This window comes from Klebsiella sp. HC6, from assembly GCF_022605325.1.
GTDB lineage: Bacteria > Pseudomonadota > Gammaproteobacteria > Enterobacterales > Enterobacteriaceae > Klebsiella > Klebsiella terrigena.
In genome coordinates this window covers 1,181,969-1,198,753 of record NZ_CP093276.1, presented here as the reverse complement: position 1 = coordinate 1,198,753, position 16,785 = coordinate 1,181,969, and the positions used below count along the sequence as shown (strand labels likewise).

Annotated in this window: 18 protein-coding genes; 4 read left to right on the top strand and 14 right to left on the bottom strand. The window is 59.8% G+C overall.

Annotation, left to right across the window (positions count from 1 at the left end; genetic code table 11):
* The first annotated feature begins 111 nt into the window (after window positions 1-111).
* Window positions 112-2,673: a DNA mismatch repair protein MutS gene (mutS, locus tag MMW58_RS05795; protein ID WP_159236153.1), complete on the top strand. Its 2,562-nt coding sequence runs from the start codon at window positions 112-114 to the stop codon at window positions 2,671-2,673.
* 84 nt (window positions 2,674-2,757) lie between these two features.
* Here the strand turns inward: mutS and MMW58_RS05790 are convergent, their stop codons facing one another.
* Window positions 2,758-3,645 (bottom strand): LysR family transcriptional regulator, encoded by an 888-nt coding sequence (locus MMW58_RS05790; RefSeq protein ID WP_241722892.1) that lies wholly within the window; start codon window positions 3,643-3,645, stop codon window positions 2,758-2,760.
* Window positions 3,646-3,754: 109 nt separating this feature from the next.
* Here MMW58_RS05790 and MMW58_RS05785 point away from each other — a divergent pair, with 109 nt between their 5' ends.
* Both MMW58_RS05785 and MMW58_RS05780 read left to right on the top strand, forming a co-directional pair.
* Complete coding sequence (locus tag MMW58_RS05785; protein WP_241722891.1) at window positions 3,755-4,969, top strand: MFS transporter; 1,215 nt, start codon at window positions 3,755-3,757, stop codon at window positions 4,967-4,969.
* Window positions 4,966-5,343, top strand: a complete 378-nt coding sequence (locus tag MMW58_RS05780) for a DUF4440 domain-containing protein (RefSeq protein WP_133600381.1) — start codon at window positions 4,966-4,968, stop codon at window positions 5,341-5,343. Before MMW58_RS05785 ends, MMW58_RS05780 begins: the two co-directional genes overlap by 4 nt.
* 65 nt (window positions 5,344-5,408) lie before the next feature.
* Here the strand turns inward: MMW58_RS05780 and rpoS are convergent, their stop codons facing one another.
* Together rpoS and nlpD are read right to left on the bottom strand one after the other, a co-directional pair.
* Entirely contained in the window at window positions 5,409-6,401 is a 993-nt protein-coding gene (gene rpoS, locus MMW58_RS05775; RefSeq protein ID WP_004866938.1) for an RNA polymerase sigma factor RpoS, read from the bottom strand.
* 152 nt (window positions 6,402-6,553) lie between these two features.
* Entirely contained in the window at window positions 6,554-7,630 is a 1,077-nt protein-coding gene (nlpD, locus tag MMW58_RS05770; RefSeq protein WP_241723695.1) for a murein hydrolase activator NlpD, read from the bottom strand.
* On the opposite strand from nlpD, the gene MMW58_RS05765 reads away from it, so the two are divergent.
* Complete coding sequence (locus tag MMW58_RS05765; protein WP_241723694.1) at window positions 7,572-7,703, top strand: peptidase; 132 nt, start codon at window positions 7,572-7,574, stop codon at window positions 7,701-7,703. The genes nlpD and MMW58_RS05765 overlap by 59 nt on opposite strands.
* Window positions 7,704-7,805: 102 nt before the next feature.
* Here MMW58_RS05765 and MMW58_RS05760 read toward each other — a convergent pair whose 3' ends face one another.
* From MMW58_RS05760 to cysG, 11 genes are all read right to left on the bottom strand, one after another.
* The gene (locus MMW58_RS05760; RefSeq protein WP_041146940.1) at window positions 7,806-8,432 is read right to left on the bottom strand and encodes a protein-L-isoaspartate(D-aspartate) O-methyltransferase; all 627 of its coding nucleotides are present in this window, start codon (window positions 8,430-8,432) and stop codon (window positions 7,806-7,808) included.
* Complete coding sequence (surE, locus tag MMW58_RS05755; protein ID WP_041146941.1) at window positions 8,426-9,187, bottom strand: 5'/3'-nucleotidase SurE; 762 nt, start codon at window positions 9,185-9,187, stop codon at window positions 8,426-8,428. The genes MMW58_RS05760 and surE overlap by 7 nt, the downstream gene beginning before the upstream one ends.
* A complete protein-coding gene (truD, locus tag MMW58_RS05750; protein WP_133600385.1) occupies window positions 9,168-10,217 on the bottom strand; it encodes a tRNA pseudouridine(13) synthase TruD in 1,050 nt (349 codons plus the stop codon). Before truD ends, surE begins: the two co-directional genes overlap by 20 nt.
* Entirely contained in the window at window positions 10,214-10,693 is a 480-nt protein-coding gene (gene ispF, locus MMW58_RS05745) for a 2-C-methyl-D-erythritol 2,4-cyclodiphosphate synthase (protein WP_041146943.1), read from the bottom strand. The genes truD and ispF overlap by 4 nt, the downstream gene beginning before the upstream one ends.
* A complete protein-coding gene (gene ispD / locus MMW58_RS05740) occupies window positions 10,693-11,403 on the bottom strand; it encodes a 2-C-methyl-D-erythritol 4-phosphate cytidylyltransferase (protein ID WP_115192025.1) in 711 nt (236 codons plus the stop codon). Before ispD ends, ispF begins: the two co-directional genes overlap by 1 nt.
* Before the next feature lie 19 nt (window positions 11,404-11,422).
* Entirely contained in the window at window positions 11,423-11,734 is a 312-nt protein-coding gene (gene ftsB, locus MMW58_RS05735; protein WP_045857570.1) for a cell division protein FtsB, read from the bottom strand.
* A gap of 140 nt (window positions 11,735-11,874) precedes the next feature.
* On the bottom strand, window positions 11,875-12,201 hold the full coding sequence (locus MMW58_RS05730) for a DUF3561 family protein (RefSeq protein WP_041146946.1): 327 nt from the start codon (window positions 12,199-12,201) through the stop codon (window positions 11,875-11,877).
* Between the two features lie 48 nt (window positions 12,202-12,249).
* Window positions 12,250-12,855 carry an adenylyl-sulfate kinase gene (gene cysC / locus MMW58_RS05725; RefSeq protein ID WP_133600386.1) on the bottom strand — a complete coding sequence of 202 codons (606 nt, stop codon included), beginning with the start codon at window positions 12,853-12,855 and terminating at the stop codon, window positions 12,250-12,252.
* Window positions 12,855-14,282: a sulfate adenylyltransferase subunit CysN gene (gene cysN / locus MMW58_RS05720; RefSeq protein ID WP_159236160.1), complete on the bottom strand. Its 1,428-nt coding sequence runs from the start codon at window positions 14,280-14,282 to the stop codon at window positions 12,855-12,857. Before cysN ends, cysC begins: the two co-directional genes overlap by 1 nt.
* A 9-nt stretch (window positions 14,283-14,291) precedes the next feature.
* Window positions 14,292-15,200, bottom strand: a complete 909-nt coding sequence (gene cysD / locus MMW58_RS05715) for a sulfate adenylyltransferase subunit CysD (RefSeq protein WP_041146949.1) — start codon at window positions 15,198-15,200, stop codon at window positions 14,292-14,294.
* A gap of 32 nt (window positions 15,201-15,232) precedes the next feature.
* A complete protein-coding gene (cysG, locus tag MMW58_RS05710) occupies window positions 15,233-16,639 on the bottom strand; it encodes a siroheme synthase CysG (RefSeq protein ID WP_241723693.1) in 1,407 nt (468 codons plus the stop codon).
* Between the last annotated feature and the right edge of the window lie 146 nt (window positions 16,640-16,785).

Genomic DNA, 16,785 nt, shown 5'->3' with positions numbered 1-16,785 from the left:
CGTCACTTTCCCTGAAAGTCGTATCTCCGTTATGATGTCTCTCCCATGTGATACCAACGAAAACAAAAAAGATCGCAACCCATTAAAACCCAGGGAGCTGGATAACTTTCTATGAGTACAATCGACAATCTCGACGCCCACACCCCGATGATGCAGCAGTATCTGAAGCTGAAAGCGCAGCATCCGGAGATCCTGCTGTTCTACCGCATGGGCGACTTTTACGAGCTGTTCTATGACGACGCTAAACGCGCCTCGCAGCTGCTTGATATCTCGCTGACCAAACGCGGCGCCTCGGCGGGCGAGCCGATCCCGATGGCCGGGATCCCGCACCATGCGGTGGAAAACTACCTCGCGAAGCTGGTGAATCAGGGCGAGTCGGTGGCGATTTGCGAACAGATTGGCGATCCGGCCACCACCAAAGGACCGGTCGAACGGAAGGTCGTGCGCATCGTCACGCCCGGCACCATCAGCGATGAAGCGCTGCTGCAGGAGCGTCAGGATAATCTGCTGGCCGCCATCTGGCAGGACAGCAAGGGCTTCGGCTATGCGACGCTGGATATCAGCTCCGGGCGTTTTCGCCTCAGCGAGCCGGCGGATCGCGAAACCATGGCGGCGGAGCTGCAGCGCACCAACCCGGCAGAGCTGCTGTATGCCGAAGATTTTGCCGAAGCGGCGCTGATTGAAGGCCGCCGCGGCCTGCGCCGCCGTCCGCTGTGGGAATTTGAAATAGACACCGCGCGCCAGCAGCTGAATTTACAGTTTGGCACCCGCGACCTGGTGGGCTTCGGGGTCGAAAACGCCCCGCGCGGCCTGTGCGCGGCGGGCTGCCTGCTGCAGTACGTCAAGGATACCCAGCGCACCTCCCTGCCGCATATCCGCTCGATTACCATGGAGCGCGAGCAGGACAGCATCATTATGGATGCCGCCACCCGCCGTAACCTCGAGATCACCCAGAACCTGGCCGGCGGCACCGACAATACCCTCGCCTCGGTACTCGACTGCACCGTCACCCCGATGGGCAGCCGGATGCTTAAGCGCTGGCTGCATATGCCAATCCGCAACAGCGAGGTGCTGATCGAGCGCCAGCAGACCATCGGCGCCCTGCAGGAGCGCTACAGCGAACTGCAGCCGGTGCTGCGTCAGGTCGGCGATCTCGAACGTATTCTGGCGCGCCTGGCGCTGCGCACCGCGCGGCCGCGCGATTTAGCCCGCATGCGTCACGCCTTCCAGCAGCTGCCGGCGCTGCGCGACATGCTGGCCGACGTCCCCTGCGCCCCGGTGCAGCAGCTGCGCGATAAAATGGGCGAGTTCGCCGAGCTGCGCGAGCTGCTGGAAAAGGCCATTATCGACGCGCCTCCGGTGCTGGTGCGCGACGGCGGCGTGATTGCCCCGGGCTATAACGAAGAGCTCGACGAGTGGCGTGCGCTGGCCGATGGCGCCACGGACTATCTCGATAAGCTGGAGGTTCGCGAACGCGAACGGCTGGGGCTGGATACGCTTAAAGTGGGCTACAACGCGGTCCACGGCTACTACATCCAGATCAGCCGCGGCCAGAGCCAGCACGCGCCGATTCACTACGTGCGTCGCCAGACGCTAAAAAACGCCGAGCGCTACATTATTCCTGAGCTCAAGGAGTATGAAGATAAGGTGCTGACCTCGAAGGGCAAGGCGCTGGCGCTGGAGAAACAGCTCTACGACCGCCTGTTTGATATGCTGTTGCCGCATCTTGCCGACCTGCTGCAGAGCGCGAGCGCGCTGGCGGAGCTGGACGTGCTGATTAACCTCGCCGAACGGGCCGAAACCCTTAACTACTGCTGCCCGACCTTTAGCGATAAGCCGGGCATCCGCATTGTCGAAGGCCGCCATCCGGTGGTAGAGCAGGTGCTAAAAGAGCCGTTTATCGCCAACCCGCTCACCCTGTCGCCGCAGCGGCGGATGCTGATTATTACCGGTCCGAATATGGGCGGTAAAAGTACCTATATGCGCCAGACCGCGCTGATTGCGCTGCTGGCCTGGATCGGCAGCTACGTTCCGGCGCAAAAGGTCGACATCGGCCCTATCGACCGCATCTTCACCCGCGTCGGCGCGGCGGACGATCTGGCAAGCGGCCGCTCAACCTTTATGGTCGAGATGACCGAAACCGCCAATATTCTGCATAACGCCACCGAGCACAGCCTGGTGCTGATGGACGAAATTGGCCGCGGCACCTCAACCTACGACGGCCTGTCGCTGGCGTGGGCCTGCGCCGAGAGCCTGGCGAATAAGATAAAAGCGCTGACCCTGTTTGCCACCCACTACTTCGAGCTCACCCAGCTGCCGGAGAAAATGGAAGGAGTGGCTAACGTCCATCTGGACGCGCTGGAGCACGGCGACACCATCGCCTTTATGCACAGCGTTCAGGACGGCGCGGCGAGCAAAAGCTACGGCCTGGCGGTCGCAGCGCTGGCGGGGGTGCCGAAAGAGGTGATCAAGCGCGCGCGGCAGAAGCTGCGCGAGCTCGAGAGCATTTCGCCCAACGCCGCGGCGACCCAGGTTGACGGTACGCAGATGTCGCTGCTGTCGGCTCCGGAAGAGACCTCCCCGGCTCTCGAAGCGCTGGAGCATCTTGACCCCGATACGCTGACGCCGCGTCAGGCGCTGGAGTGGATCTATCGGCTTAAAAGCCTGGCGTAATCCTCTTATCCTCTGAACGTCACTCCCGGGCGGCAATGCTTCGCCCGGGAGTGAACCGCAGAAATGGCCGCAGAAACCGGTATGTTACCCCGCCCGCTGACGTAAAAAATCGATAAACGCCCGCACCCGGGTCGGCACGTGCCGCGCGTCCGGGTAGACCGCATAGACTCCCTGCGGCGGAAAGCTGAGCTCCGGCAGCAGATGAACCAAACGCCCCTGAGCCAGCGCTGAGGCCACCAGCCACTCCGGCAGCAGCGCCACGCCGCTGCCTGCCAGGGCGAAGGCCATTAGCGCACTGGCGCTATCCGCCGACAGGCGCGGGGGCTTTTTAATTTCAAAGTCGATAGCCTTGCGATCCCGACCGCTGAGCTGCCAGCGCAGCGGGGTTTGCAGACGCTCGTGAATAATCCACTCGGCCTGGGCCAGCTCTTCAAGGGTTGTCAGCGGATGCTGCGCCAGCCACGCGGGTGCGGCAACGGGCAGGATCGCGAAACGCGAGATCAGCGCCGCGCGGTAGCGCGAGTCCGCCAGCGTCCCGAGACGAATGGCGACATCAAAGCGTTCGGAGATTAAATCGGCGTGGTGCGAGGATGAAACGTGGCGCACGCGCAGCGCCGGATGCAGCTGGCTAAATTCGGCCAGGGCGGGAACGATCGCCCGCGTCCCGTACTCCGGAGTGGTGGTGATGCGCAGCTCGCCGCTCAACCCGGCGTGGCTGGCCCGCACCTCATCCTGGAGATTTTCCGCCGCCTTCAGCAGCCCGACGCCGCGCTGATAGAACACCGTCCCCGCGTCCGTCAGGGTCAGCCGCCGCGTGGAGCGTAAAAGCAGCGTCACGCCAAGCTCGCTCTCCAGCTGCCGCACGTTAAAGCTCACCACCGCCTTGGTCTGGGCCAGGGCGACCGCCGCCGCGGTAAAACTTCCGCAGTCCACCACCGCCACAAACATCGCCATACGTTGCAGATTCAGCATGCTAATTCAGCTTATTGTCAAAAATTATCAGACAGTATATCCCGCTTCGCCGCGTTTATCCCCCCGACGCAGGGGTTTAGAGTAGCGACCTTCTTTACCGGAGATCGCCATGACGTATCGCAGCAAGGTTGCCACCGTTTTTCTGCTCGGTTTTTTTCTCGACTTAATCAATATGTTCATCGCCAGCGTTGCCTTTCCCGACATGAGCCGGGCGCTTAACGCCTCCGTGGGGGAACTCACCTGGGTCAGCAACGGCTATATTGCCGGGCTCACGCTGGTGATCCCCTTCAGCGCCTGGCTTGCGCAGCGGTTTGGCACCCGCCGCGTTTTTCTGCTGTCGCTGCTGCTGTTCAGCGCGGCGGCGCTGGGATCCGGAATAGCGGAGTCGCTGAGCGCGCTGGTTTTCTGGCGCGCGCTGCAGGGGATGGGCGGCGGGCTATTAATTCCCGTTGGTCAGGCGATGACCTGGCAGTACTTTCAGAGCCACGAGCGGGCAAAGCTCTCCGCCGCGGTGATGCTGGTCGGGCTGCTGGCTCCCGCCTGCTCTCCGGCGCTTGGCGGGCTGCTGGTGCAGACCTTCAGCTGGCGATGGGTTTTCTTTGCCAGCCTGCCCGCCGCCTTTCTGACGCTTATCCTGGCCGCCTGCTGGCTTGAAAAAGAGGCGAAGGCGACGCGTCCGAGACGCTTTTTACACCTGCCGCTGCTGGCCGACCCGCTGCTGCGCTTCGCGATGCTGATTTATCTCTGCGTCCCCGGCACGTTTATTGGCATCAACGTGGTCGGCCTGTTTTACCTGCAGACCCTCACCGGCATGTCGCCCTCCGCCGTCGGATCGCTGATGCTGCCGTGGTCGCTGGCATCGTTTGTGGCGATAACGCTGACCGGCAGATACTACAATCGCTTCGGCCCCCGGCCGTTTATTATCAGCGGATGCCTGCTTCAGGCAGCGGGGATCCTGCTGCTGATCGGCGTAGGCCCGCAGACCCCGGCGGTCGCCCTGATAAGCGCCTTCACCCTGATGGGCGCGGGCGGCAGCCTGTGCAGCAGTACGGCACAAAGCAGCGCCTTTTTGAATATCGCCAATCATCACCTGCCGGACGCCAGCGCGCTGTGGAATATCAACCGCCAGCTCAGCTTTTTAGCCGGCGCGGCGCTGCTGGCGACGCTGCTCAGCGTCCTGCTCCACTACTACCCCGCCGCGCTGGCGTGGCGCGGGGTGTTTATTACCGCAGCCGGGGTAACCCTTATCCCCCTGCTGAGCTGCCTGCGATTCGACAACCGGGCGCTGATCCTGCGCCTGCATAGCAAAATGGAGAAGAAATGAGCGCATATTTTGAGGAAGTTCTTAATGCCCACGTAGTTATTGAAAGGTGGTTAGGCCGCAAGGAAGGAAGCGCGGAGGCGTTAATGGCCCGTTTTACCCCGGATTTTACGCTGCTCACCACCGGCGGCGCCCGTATGGACCAGCCAACGGTCAGCGATTTTTTCCAGCAGGCCGGCGGCAGCCGCGCGGGCCTGACCATCGCCATTGATAGCCTTACGGAGCTTGCCCGCTGGCACGACGGCGCGGCGGTTCTCTATCGGGAAACGCAGACCCTTCCCGGACAGGCGCCGACGGTGCGCTGGTCAACGGTGGTGTTCAGGCAGGAGGATGAGCGGATTTTGTGGCGCCACCTGCAGGAGACCTGGCAGGGGTAGAGCAAGGCAGGCCAGAAAAAGAAAAGGCCCAATCGAAGGATCGGGCCTTTTTTAAGAAAAATGTCTTATTCGCGGAATAGCGCTTCGATGTTCAGCCCCTGACCCTGCAGGATTTCCCGCAGGCGGCGCAGGCCTTCAACCTGGATCTGACGCACGCGTTCGCGGGTCAGGCCAATTTCACGACCTACATCTTCAAGCGTAGCGGCTTCATAGCCCAGCAGGCCAAAACGACGCGCCAGGACTTCACGCTGCTTGGCGTTCAGTTCGAACAGCCATTTGACGATGCTTTGTTTCATATCATCGTCCTGCGTGGTGTCTTCCGGGCCGTTATCTTTTTCATCGGCCAGAATATCCAGCAGCGCTTTTTCCGAATCACCGCCCAGCGGCGTATCCACCGAGGTGATGCGCTCGTTCAGACGCAGCATACGGCTAACGTCATCAACCGGCTTATCCAGCTGCTCGGCAATCTCTTCCGCACTCGGCTCGTGGTCCAGCTTATGGGACAACTCGCGCGCGGTACGCAGATAAACGTTCAGCTCTTTCACAATATGGATAGGTAAACGAATGGTACGGGTTTGGTTCATAATCGCCCGTTCAATCGTTTGACGAATCCACCAGGTTGCATAAGTTGAAAAACGGAACCCACGTTCCGGGTCAAACTTTTCAACCGCGCGGATCAGCCCCAGGTTGCCCTCTTCAATCAGATCCAGCAGCGCCAGACCACGATTGCTATAACGACGGGCAATTTTTACCACCAGACGCAGGTTACTTTCTATCATCCGGCGGCGTGAAGCGACATCACCACGCAACGCGCGTCGGGCGAAGTAGACCTCTTCTTCAGCCGTCAGCAGCGGGGAATAACCAATCTCACCAAGATAGAGCTGTGTCGCATCAAGCACGCGTTGCGTTGCGCCTTGCGACAGGAGATCCTCCTCGGCCAGATCGCTATCACTGGGTTCCTCTTCTACTAAGGCTTTCTCGTCGAAAACCTCAACTCCGTTCTCATCAAATTCCGCGTCTTCATTTAAATCATGAACTTTCAGCGTATTCTGACTCATAAAGATGGCTCCTACCCGTGATCCCTGAGCAAAGCACCTTCGCTAAATATCATTCAAACGTCGCCAGGACAGCTTTTTAGCCCCAATGCAGAGCGGCGTTCACCGCCCCGGCGCCTTTTAACTGACGTTATGCTTATGCGTACTTCGCCAAATTATCGCTGCGGTAAATACTGCAGCGGGTTGACGGATTTCCCCTTGTAACGAATTTCAAAATGTAATCTTGTCGAGCTGGTTCCGGTGCTACCCATGGTAGCGATTTTCTGCCCCGCTTTAATTTCCTGTTGCTCCCGGACCAGCATGGTATCGTTATGAGCGTAGGCACTCAGGTAATCATCGTTGTGTTTGATGATAATAAGATTACCGTAACCGCGCAGTGCGTTACCGGCATAGACGACGCGTCCATCAGCGGTCGCGACGATAGCCTGTCCTTTACTGCCTGCAATGTCGATGCCTTTATTACCGCCCTCGGCGCCGCTAAAGTTCTCGATAACCTTGCCATCAGTCGGCCAGCGCCATGAAGAGATCGGCGAACTGGTTGACGTGCTGCTTGCAGTCGGTTGGTTGCTGCTAATAGCTGGAGCCGTAACCGGCGCAACGACCGTCGTTGCTGGCTTATTGTTCGGCAACATCTTATTAGCATTCTGTTCACCTGAGGATTCAGAATACGTAATAGTTGGTTGTGACGCAACCACTGCGGTTGATTTTTGTGCAGGATGTGCGGCCGCCGTCGCACCTCCGCTGGCCCGAGCGCTGGCCTGAGCAACGGCGTTATCGCCGGTGATTGGCTGGCCCGCGGAGTTGCCGACCTGCAGCGTCTGGCCGACGTTCAGGCCGTACGGTGCCGGGATATTATTGCGCTCAGCAAGGTCGCGGAAATCGTTGCCGGTCACCCAGGCAATATAGAACAGCGTGTCGCCGCGTTTGACGGTGTAGCTGCTGCCGCCGGTATAGCTGCCTTTCGGAATATCGCCATATTTGCGGTTATAAACGATCTTGCCGTTCATGGTCTGCACCGGCTGCTGGGCTACCGGCTGCTGGGCCATCGGCTGAATTTGGGTCGGCTGGCTCTGAACCGGCTGCACCTGAGGCACGGCGGTAACGCCCGTTTTCGCCGGCGGGGTAATCAGCATCCCGGAGCTGGTTCCGGAGGAGGAGGCTCCTCCCGCCGAACTGACCGGCGCAGGCGGATTATTCGTATTCGAACAGCCTGCCAGCCAGAGTGAAACCAGCGATAGTGCCGCAATACGGCTTAAGGTAAATTTTGGGCTTCCCGCGCTCATTTATCCCCCAGGAATAGGTTAACTACCAATATCTTGCTTACCGGGAAACGCCCGGCCAGGACACTGAAAATGTGTCCACCCTACGCCTAAAATCAGGCAAAAAAAACCTGGAATAATCCGGGTCTCACGCCAGCTCCCCTTGTACCAGGGGAACGAAGCGAACGGCTTCGACGGTATCAATGACAAACTCATTGCCGCGACGACGGATCCGTTTCAGAAACTGATGCTCTTCACCTACCGGTAAAACCAGCACGCCACCTTCATCCAGCTGCGCCAGCAGGGCCGGCGGAATTTCCGGCGGCGCGGCGGTGACGATAATCGCATCAAAAGGTGCTCGCGCCTTCCAACCCTGCCATCCATCGCCGTGACGGGTTGAAACATTATGTAAATCAAGTTGTTTAAGGCGACGCCTCGCCTGCCACTGCAGGCTCTTAATTCGCTCGACCGAACAGACGTGATGCACCAGCTGCGCCAGGATCGCCGTCTGATAGCCCGAGCCGGTGCCAATTTCCAGCACCCGCGACTCCGGCGTCAGCGTCAGAAGCTCCGTCATCCGCGCCACCATGTAGGGCTGCGAAATGGTTTGCCCCTGGCCAATCGGCAGCGCGGTGTTTTCCCACGCCTTATGTTCGAAGGCCTCATCGACAAACTTTTCCCGCGGTACCAGCGAAATCGCTTCGAGCACGCGCTCGTCAACGATGCCCTGAGTGCGGAGCTGATTCAGCAGGCTTTCAACACGTTTGCTTACCATTGGCTGTCTACTCCGACGCGATCGAGCCAGTCGGTGACCACTTCATGGGCCTGGTGGGCGGTTAAATCAACGTGCAGCGGCGTCACCGAAACGTAGCCTTCATCTACCGCCGCAAAGTCGGTATCGGGCCCGGCATCGTGCTTCTCGCCCGGCGGGCCAATCCAGTACAGGGTATTGCCGCGCGGATCTTTTTGCGGGATAACCTGATCGGCCGGATGGCGGCTGCCGCAGCGGGTCACGCGGATGCCTTTAATCTGCTCAAGGGGCAGATCGGGGACGTTGATATTGAGAATGCGCCCGGTGCGCAGCGGCTCGCGGCTGAGCGCGCGCAGAATGGTGCAGGTGATGGCCGCCGCGGTGGCGTAATGCTGATGGCCGTTTAGCGAAACGGCCAGCGCCGGAAAGCCAAGGTGACGACCCTCCATCGCCGCGGCAACGGTACCGGAGTAGATAACGTCATCGCCAAGATTCGGCCCGGCGTTAATACCGGAGACCACGATATCCGGACGAGGGCGCATCAGGGCGTTAACGCCGAGATAGACGCAGTCCGTGGGCGTGCCCATCTGGACGGCGATATCGCCATTGTCAAAGGTGAAGGTACGTAGTGAAGACTCCAGCGTCAGGGAGTTCGATGCGCCGCTGCGGTTACGATCGGGTGCGACAACCTGGACCTCAGCGAATTCCCGTAAGGCCTTCGCCAGGGTCTGAATGCCCGGCGCATGAATCCCGTCATCGTTACTCAGCAATATTCGCATAGTCACCCGTTGTATTGATAAGTTCCCTTACCACGCTGGTGGCGAAGCTGCCCGCTGGCAGCCAGAAACGCAGTTCAACGGTGACGTCATCCCACCAGTTCCAGCGCATCTGCTGCGGATAGAGCAGCATCGCCCGGCGTGCCGCCTCTACTTTTTCACGCACCAGCAGCGCCTGAAGCTGCGTCTCTTCGGCCACCGCCGCCTGCTCGGCGGCCAGCGCATCGCGTTGGCTGCCCCAGTCGCCGCTACCCGGCAGCGCAGCGGTAATCAGCAGCTCGCGGTTATTAACCCGCCCCTGCAGTTCCGCCAGCTCTTCAGGCGCAGCGACAAACCAGCTGCCGCGCCCCGCTAATTGTAGCGCATCGCCATCAACAACCTGATTAAATTCTGTTTTTTTTAATCTAATACTGACCTGCTGATTAAACAAGCCGCTACGCGCCGCCGAGAGCCAAAAACTGCGTTTATTTCGATCGCGCACCGGGGCTCCGCTCTCCGCCCAGCGCAGCGCGCCCAGCAGGTTGCTGCCGCCAATCCCAAAGCGCTGGGCACCAAAATAGTTCGGCACGCCGCCGCCGGCGATGGCCTGCAGGCGCTGCTCGACATCATCGCGGTGGCTAACTTCGCGCAGGATCAGGGTGAACTGATTGCCCTTCAGCGCCCCAAGGCGCAGCTTGCGCTTATGGCGCGCGTACTCCAGCACCTGGCAGCCCTCGAGCTGAAACTTGCTGAGGTCGGGCATCTCTTTACCCGGCACCCGGGCGCAGAGCCACTGTTCGGTTACCGCGTGCTTGTCCTTCTGCCCGGCAAAGCTGACTTCCCGGGCATGGATTTTAAGGAATTTTGCCAGCGCGTCCGCGACAAAGCGCGTGTTGCACTCCTTTTTGAGGATCCGCACCAGCACGTGCTCGCCTTCGCCGTCGGGCTCAAAGCCGAGGTCTTCTACCACCACGAAGTCTTCCGGGCTGGCTTTCAGCAGCCCCTGCCCCTGCGGTTTTCCGTGCAGCCAGGTGAGTTCGTTGAAGGCGATCATTGCGCCGCCTTACGCAGCAGCGCCACCGCTTCACAGGCAATGCCTTCGCCGCGCCCGGTAAAGCCGAGCTTTTCGGTGGTCGTCGCCTTCACGTTGACGTCGTCCATATGGCAGCCAAGATCTTCGGCGATGAAAACGCGCATCTGCGGAATATGCGGCAGCATTTTCGGCGCCTGGGCAATGATGGTGACGTCAACGTTGCCGAGGGTATAGCCTTTCGCCTGAATCCGGCGCCAGGCTTCGCGCAGCAGCGCGCGGCTGTCGGCGCCTTTGAAGGCAGGATCGGTGTCCGGGAACAGCTTACCGATGTCCCCCAGCGCCGCCGCGCCCAGCAGGGCATCGGTCAGCGCATGCAGCGCAACGTCGCCATCGGAGTGGGCCAGCAGCCCCTTCTCGTAAGGAACGCGCACCCCGCCAATAATGATTGGGCCTTCACCGCCAAAAGCGTGTACGTCAAAACCATGTCCAATTCGCATTAAGCCTTCTCCTGGTGTCGGGAACGGGTAAGGTAAAATTCTGCCAGCGCCAGGTCTTCCGGGCGCGTCACTTTAATATTATCAGCGCGTCCGGCTACCAGTTCGGGATGGAAGCCGCAGTACTCCAGCGCCGACGCTTCGTCGGTGATGGTTGCGCCTTCGTTGAGCGCACGCGTCAGGCAGTTAAAGAGTAATTCACGCGGGAAAAACTGCGGCGTCAGCGCATGCCACAGGTCGTTGCGATCGACGGTATGGGCAATGGCGACCTTGCCGGGTTCAGCGCGCTTCATGGTATCGCGGACCGGTGCCGCCAGGATGCCGCCAACGCGGCTGGTTTCGCGCAGCGCCAGCAGGCGGGTGAGATCGTCCTGATGCAGGCACGGGCGCGCGGCGTCATGCACCAGCACCCACTGCGCATCGGGCAGCGCCTGCAGGCCAGCAAGCACGGAGTCGGCGCGTTCGCTGCCGCCGTCAACGACGGTAATCTGCGGATGGGAGGCCAGCGGCAGCTGGCTAAAGCGGACATCGCCGGGGCTGACGGCAATCACCACGCGCTGGACGCAGGCGTTGGTCAGCAGCGCGGCGACCGCGTGTTCGAGAATCGTTTTGTTACCGATTGAGAGATATTGTTTCGGGCATTCCGTTTGCATACGACGGCCAAAACCGGCCGCCGGCACCACGGCGCAAACGCCCGGAAAAGTGGCTGCCATGTCGTAATCCTGGGCTTATTTATCGATTATTCTGCGCCGAACCCTGATTGCGCTTAGACGCATCCGGGACCAGACGATAAAACGTTTCACCCGGGCGGGTCATACTTAGCTCGTTGCGCGCGCGTTCTTCGATAGCTTCCTGACCGCCGTTGAGGTCATCGATTTCCGCAAACAGCTGATCGTTGCGCGCTTTTAGTTTACCGTTAGTGTCCTGCTGAGCGGAGACATCGTCATTAACCCGACTATAGTCATGCAGACCATTTTTACCGAACCACAGCGAGTACTGTAGCCAGACCAGCAAAGCCAATAATAGCAGCGTTAATTTACCCATCCTGCCCCCTGAAAAACGGCATCATCATCCGATAACTCGCCCGAGCGTTTTACTCCGACGCGCGGACGATGCCGCGTAACGCGGGGACTGTACCACATTTTTGTCGTCGATACCCAGGCTTGATTCATACGCCAAAAAGACTATCCCAGCAGCCAGAGGAACAGCAGGCCGAACATCAGTCCGATGGTTAAAATCGTCGCGCATGAGCTGTAGAGGAGTTTGCCATTCAACAACGAATGCAGCGCAATACCGACCACCACGGCAACCGGCATCAGTGCAAGGAAGAACGGCCAGGTGTAGAGAAGAAAAAACAGCGTATTGCTGCCATAGATGAGAAAGGGGATACCCAGCGCCAGCAGCCATGAGATAAATCCCACGGCGGCGCCTGACAAAGACCAGGTGGTCTCGTCATTCGCCACCGGAGGTGGTTCTGAACGAATCATACTGAGGTTCTGGGTATTACGCATATCGAATCCTGTTCACCGGGCGACCAGCATCTCAGTGCCGCCACCGTTTCAGGATCTGATAATATCTCGCTGTCTGAGCAGGTCTAATAGTTGGTGCACCAAATTTGTTACCAATTGTTCACCATCCAGATGAATTTCCGCCTTTTCCGGCGCTTCATACACGGAGTCAATCCCGGTGAAATTGCGTAATTCGCCGGCGCGCGCCTTCTTGTACAGCCCTTTCGGATCTCGCGCCTCGCAGATGGCCAGCGGCGTATCGACGAACACTTCGATAAAGCGCCCTTCCCCCAGCCGCTCGCGCACCGTCTGCCGTTCGGCGCGGTGCGGGGAGATAAAGGCCGTCAGGACCACCAGTCCGGCCTCAACCATCAGCTTAGCCACTTCACCCACGCGGCGGATGTTCTCTTTGCGATCGTCGTCGCTAAAGCCCAAATCGCTGCACAGGCCGTGGCGAACGTTATCGCCGTCCAGCAGATAGGTGCTGACGCCGGCTTGCTGGAGCGCCTCCTCCAGCGCGCCGGCAACGGTCGATTTACCGGAACCGGAGAGCCCGGTAAACCACAGCACCACGCCGCGATGGCCGTGGCGCTGCTCGCGCTGCTGCTGAGTGACCGGATGGGCGTGCCAGACGACGTTTTCGTCATGCTGCGCCATTACTTGCCTCCCAGCAGATCGCGAGCGTCCCAGTGCGGGAAATGCTTACGGATAAGCTGGTTGAGCTCCAGCTCGAACGCGCTGAACGACGAAGCGGACGCCTGAGCGTGCTCCTGCGGTTCGCGCACCATGCCGGCGCCGACGGTCACGTTCGACAGGCGGTCGATAAAAATAAGCCCCCCGGTCACCGGGTTGTTCTGGTATTTGTCCAGCACCAGCGGCTCGTCAAAGGTCAAATCCACGAGGCCGATGCCGTTAAGCGGCAGCGATTCCACTTCCCGCTGGGTCAGATTGTTAATATCAACCTGGTAGCGAATGCCGTCCACGCGGGCGCGGGTTTTCTTGCCGGCAATTTTGATATCAAAGCTCTGGCCCGGAGAGAGCGCCTGTTCAGCCATCCACACCACGTCAATGCTGGCGCTCTGCACGGCCGGCAGGGATACCTGCGCATCGACCAGCAGGTCGCCGCGGCTGATATCAATCTCATCCTTCAGCACGATGGTGATCGCTTCCCCGGCGCCGGCTTCCAGCAGGTCGCCGTCAAAGGTCACGATGCGCGCCACGCTGGATTCCACGCCCGAAGGCAGCACCTTCAGACGCTGGCCGACCGCCACGGTGCCGGAGGCTACGGTGCCGGAGAAGCCGCGGAAATCGAGGTTTGGACGGTTAACAAACTGCACCGGGAAACGCAGCGGCTGGCTTTCGACCTGACGATGGATCTCTACGGTTTCCAGCACTTCCAGCAGCGTCGGGCCGCTGTACCAGCCCATCTTGTCGCTCTGGCTGGCAACGTTATCCCCTTCCAGCGCGGAAAGCGGCACGAAGCGAATATCGAGGTCGCCAGGCAGCTGTTCGGCAAAGGTCAGATACTCTTCGCGAATCTGATTGAATCGCTCTTCGCTGAACGCCACGAGGTCCATTTTATTCACCGCCACCACCAGGTTTTTAATCCCCAGCAGCGTCGAAATAAAGCTGTGACGACGGGTCTGATCCAGCACGCCTTTGCGCGCGTCAATCAGCAGGATCGCCAGATCGCAGGTCGAGGCGCCGGTCGCCATATTGCGGGTGTACTGCTCGTGCCCCGGCGTATCGGCAATAATAAACTTGCGCTTTTCGGTAGAGAAATAGCGGTAGGCCACGTCGATGGTGATGCCCTGCTCGCGTTCCGCCTGCAGGCCATCCACCAGCAGGGCCAGATCCAGCTTCTCGCCCTGGGTTCCGTGACGCTTGCTATCGTTGTGCAGCGATGAGAGCTGATCTTCATAGATCTGGCGGGTATCGTGCAGCAGGCGGCCAATCAGCGTGCTTTTGCCGTCATCAACGCTGCCGCAGGTCAGGAAACGCAGCAGGCTTTTATTCTGCTGCGCGTGCAGGTAGGCTTCAACGCCGCCTTCATCAGCAATTTGTTGTGCAATTGTCGTATTCATGGCGGCTCCTTAGAAATACCCCTGACGTTTCTTCAGCTCCATCGAGCCTGCCTGGTCGCGGTCAATCATGCGACCCTGACGTTCGCTGGTCGTGGAGACCAGCATCTCTTCAATAATTTCCGGCAGCGTTTGCGCGTTGGACTCCACCGCGCCGGTCAGCGGCCAGCAGCCGAGGGTACGAAAACGCACCATCTGCTGTTTGATAACCTCGCCCGGCTGCAGGTCGATGCGGTCGTCATCGATCATCATCAGCATGCCGTCACGCTCGAGAACCGGGCGCTCTGCCGCCAGGTACAGCGGCACGATTTCGATATTTTCCAGATAGATGTACTGCCAGATATCCAGCTCGGTCCAGTTAGAGAGCGGGAACACGCGGATGCTTTCGCCTTTGTTAATCTGGCCGTTGTAGTTGTGCCACAGTTCAGGGCGCTGGTTTTTCGGATCCCAGCGGTGGAAGCGGTCGCGGAACGAGTAGATGCGCTCTTTGGCGCGAGACTTCTCTTCATCGCGGCGGGCGCCGCCGAACGCGGCGTCGAAGCCGTATTTGTTCAGCGCCTGCTTGAGGCCTTCGGTCTTCATGATATCGGTATGCTTGGCGCTGCCGTGGACAAACGGGTTAATGCCCATCGCCACCCCTTCCGGGTTTTTGTGCACCAGCAGCTCGCAGCCGTAGGCCTTCGCGGTACGGTCACGGAACTCGTACATCTCACGGAATTTCCAGCCGGTATCCACGTGCAGCAGCGGGAACGGCAGGGTTCCCGGATAAAACGCTTTACGCGCCAGGTGCAGCATCACGCTGGAATCTTTACCGATGGAGTACATCATCACCGGATTGGAGAATTCGGCGGCCACCTCGCGAATGATATGGATGCTTTCCGCCTCCAGTTGTCGCAGGTGAGTGAGTCGTTTTTGGTCCATTACCGTTCCTTATAAGGCCTGTTGCACCGGGCCTAAGCCAGATTGACCACAGAAGAGTCAAAGCCCTCTGCGTTCGTTGTGTGTTGAAACCAGGCGAGCTGCTGATGGAGCTGCACCACTTCACCCACCACCAGCAGTGCCGGCATTGGGGCATCTTTCGCCAGGTGTTCCAGTTGTTCTAACGTGCCGGTCGTCGTTTGCTGATCGGCGCGCGTGCCGCGGGAGATAACCGCCACCGGCGTGTTTCTGTCGCGTCCGTGCGCGATCAGCTGCGCGCTAATTTCTGCCGCCTTCATCGTGCCCATGTAGATAGCCAGCGTTTGCCGGCTCTGCGCCAGCAGCGCCCAGTCGAGCGCCGCGCTATCCGCCTTGTAGTGGCCGGTGACGAAGGTCACGCTCTGCGCGTAATCGCGGTGGGTCAGCGGGATCCCGGCGTACGCCGTCGCGCCCGCCGCTGCGGTCACGCCGGGAACAACCTGAAAGGAGATCCCCGCCGCCTCTGCCGCCTGCAGCTCCTCGCCGCCGCGGCCGAAAATAAACGGATCGCCGCCCTTCAGGCGCACCACCGTTTTGCCCTCTTTCGCCGCCTCGACCAGCATCCGATTCGTCTCATGCTGCGGTACTGAATACTCTCCGGCGCGTTTACCGACGCAGATCATCTCCGCATCACGGCGTACCAGCTCGCGGATCTCCGGCGTCACCAGATGGTCGTAAAACACCACGTCCGCCCGCTGCACCGCCTGCAGACCGCGCAGGGTAAGGAGTCCGGCATCACCCGGCCCGGCACCGACAAGGATGATTTCACCCGACCGCTTTTCCGGCTGATGAAGCTCATCCTCCAGCGCCTTATCCGCAGCGGCTTTATTTCCGGCAATCATCAGGCTGGCAAAGCGGCCGTTGAAAACGCGCTCCCAGAAACGACGTCGCGCCGCGGTGGTGGTGAGATGCGTTTTAATATGATGCCGCCAGTAGCTTGCCGCTTCGGCAACGCGTCCGAGGTTGGTCGGCAGCAGGGCTTCAATTTTTTCGCGGATCAGCCGCGACAGTACCGGCGCCGATCCGCCGGAAAAGATCGCCACCAGCAGCGGGGAGCGATCGACAATGGAGGGGAAGACCACCGAGCAAAGCGACTGGTTATCCACCACGTTAACCAGGCGAAAGCGGGCGTTCGCCGCGGCGGAAACCCGCTGGTTCAGCGCGTCGTCTTCGGTGGCGGCAATCACCAGGAAAACGTCGTCGATCTGCTGTTCCTGAAACTCCTGCGCGCGCCACGCGATCTCCTGGCGTTCGACCTGTTCAGCAAGCTCATCGGACAGCGCAGCGGCCACAACCTGCACCTTCGCCCCCGCCCGACGCAGAAACATTATCTTGCGCGCGGCAATCTCACCGCCGCCGATAACCAGCACCGGCCGCGCTTTTAATTCGGCAAATAAGGGCAAATAGTCCACGATGCAACAGCTCACTTACAATCAGTCATAGTGCGACTATAGGGTGCCACTTAGAGCAAATGAAATTACGAAATGGAATGAGTTGTTACTCAAAGGAATAACGACCTGGGAAAGCTAAGATCAAAAAGTGCTTAACA

Excerpts from the sequence above, each read along its gene's own strand:
- MMW58_RS05760 (WP_041146940.1), bottom strand. The coding sequence starts at position 8,432 with ATGGTAAGCAAACGTGTTGAAAGCCTGCTGAATCAGCTCCGCACTCAG.
- cysD (WP_041146949.1), bottom strand. The coding sequence starts at position 15,200 with ATGGACCAAAAACGACTCACTCACCTGCGACAACTGGAGGCGGAAAGC.
- mutS (WP_159236153.1), top strand. The coding sequence starts at position 112 with ATGAGTACAATCGACAATCTCGACGCCCACACCCCGATGATGCAGCAG.
- surE (WP_041146941.1), bottom strand. The coding sequence starts at position 9,187 with ATGCGAATATTGCTGAGTAACGATGACGGGATTCATGCGCCGGGCATT.
- cysC (WP_133600386.1), bottom strand. The coding sequence starts at position 12,855 with ATGGCGCAGCATGACGAAAACGTCGTCTGGCACGCCCATCCGGTCACT.
- MMW58_RS05790 (WP_241722892.1), bottom strand. The coding sequence starts at position 3,645 with ATGCTGAATCTGCAACGTATGGCGATGTTTGTGGCGGTGGTGGACTGC.
- MMW58_RS05785 (WP_241722891.1), top strand. The coding sequence starts at position 3,755 with ATGACGTATCGCAGCAAGGTTGCCACCGTTTTTCTGCTCGGTTTTTTT.
- truD (WP_133600385.1), bottom strand. The coding sequence starts at position 10,217 with ATGATCGCCTTCAACGAACTCACCTGGCTGCACGGAAAACCGCAGGGG.
- rpoS (WP_004866938.1), bottom strand. The coding sequence starts at position 6,401 with ATGAGTCAGAATACGCTGAAAGTTCATGATTTAAATGAAGACGCGGAA.
- cysN (WP_159236160.1), bottom strand. The coding sequence starts at position 14,282 with ATGAATACGACAATTGCACAACAAATTGCTGATGAAGGCGGCGTTGAA.
- MMW58_RS05730 (WP_041146946.1), bottom strand. The coding sequence starts at position 12,201 with ATGCGTAATACCCAGAACCTCAGTATGATTCGTTCAGAACCACCTCCG.
- ispF (WP_041146943.1), bottom strand. The coding sequence starts at position 10,693 with ATGCGAATTGGACATGGTTTTGACGTACACGCTTTTGGCGGTGAAGGC.
- ispD (WP_115192025.1), bottom strand. The coding sequence starts at position 11,403 with ATGGCAGCCACTTTTCCGGGCGTTTGCGCCGTGGTGCCGGCGGCCGGT.
- MMW58_RS05780 (WP_133600381.1), top strand. The coding sequence starts at position 4,966 with ATGAGCGCATATTTTGAGGAAGTTCTTAATGCCCACGTAGTTATTGAA.
- ftsB (WP_045857570.1), bottom strand. The coding sequence starts at position 11,734 with ATGGGTAAATTAACGCTGCTATTATTGGCTTTGCTGGTCTGGCTACAG.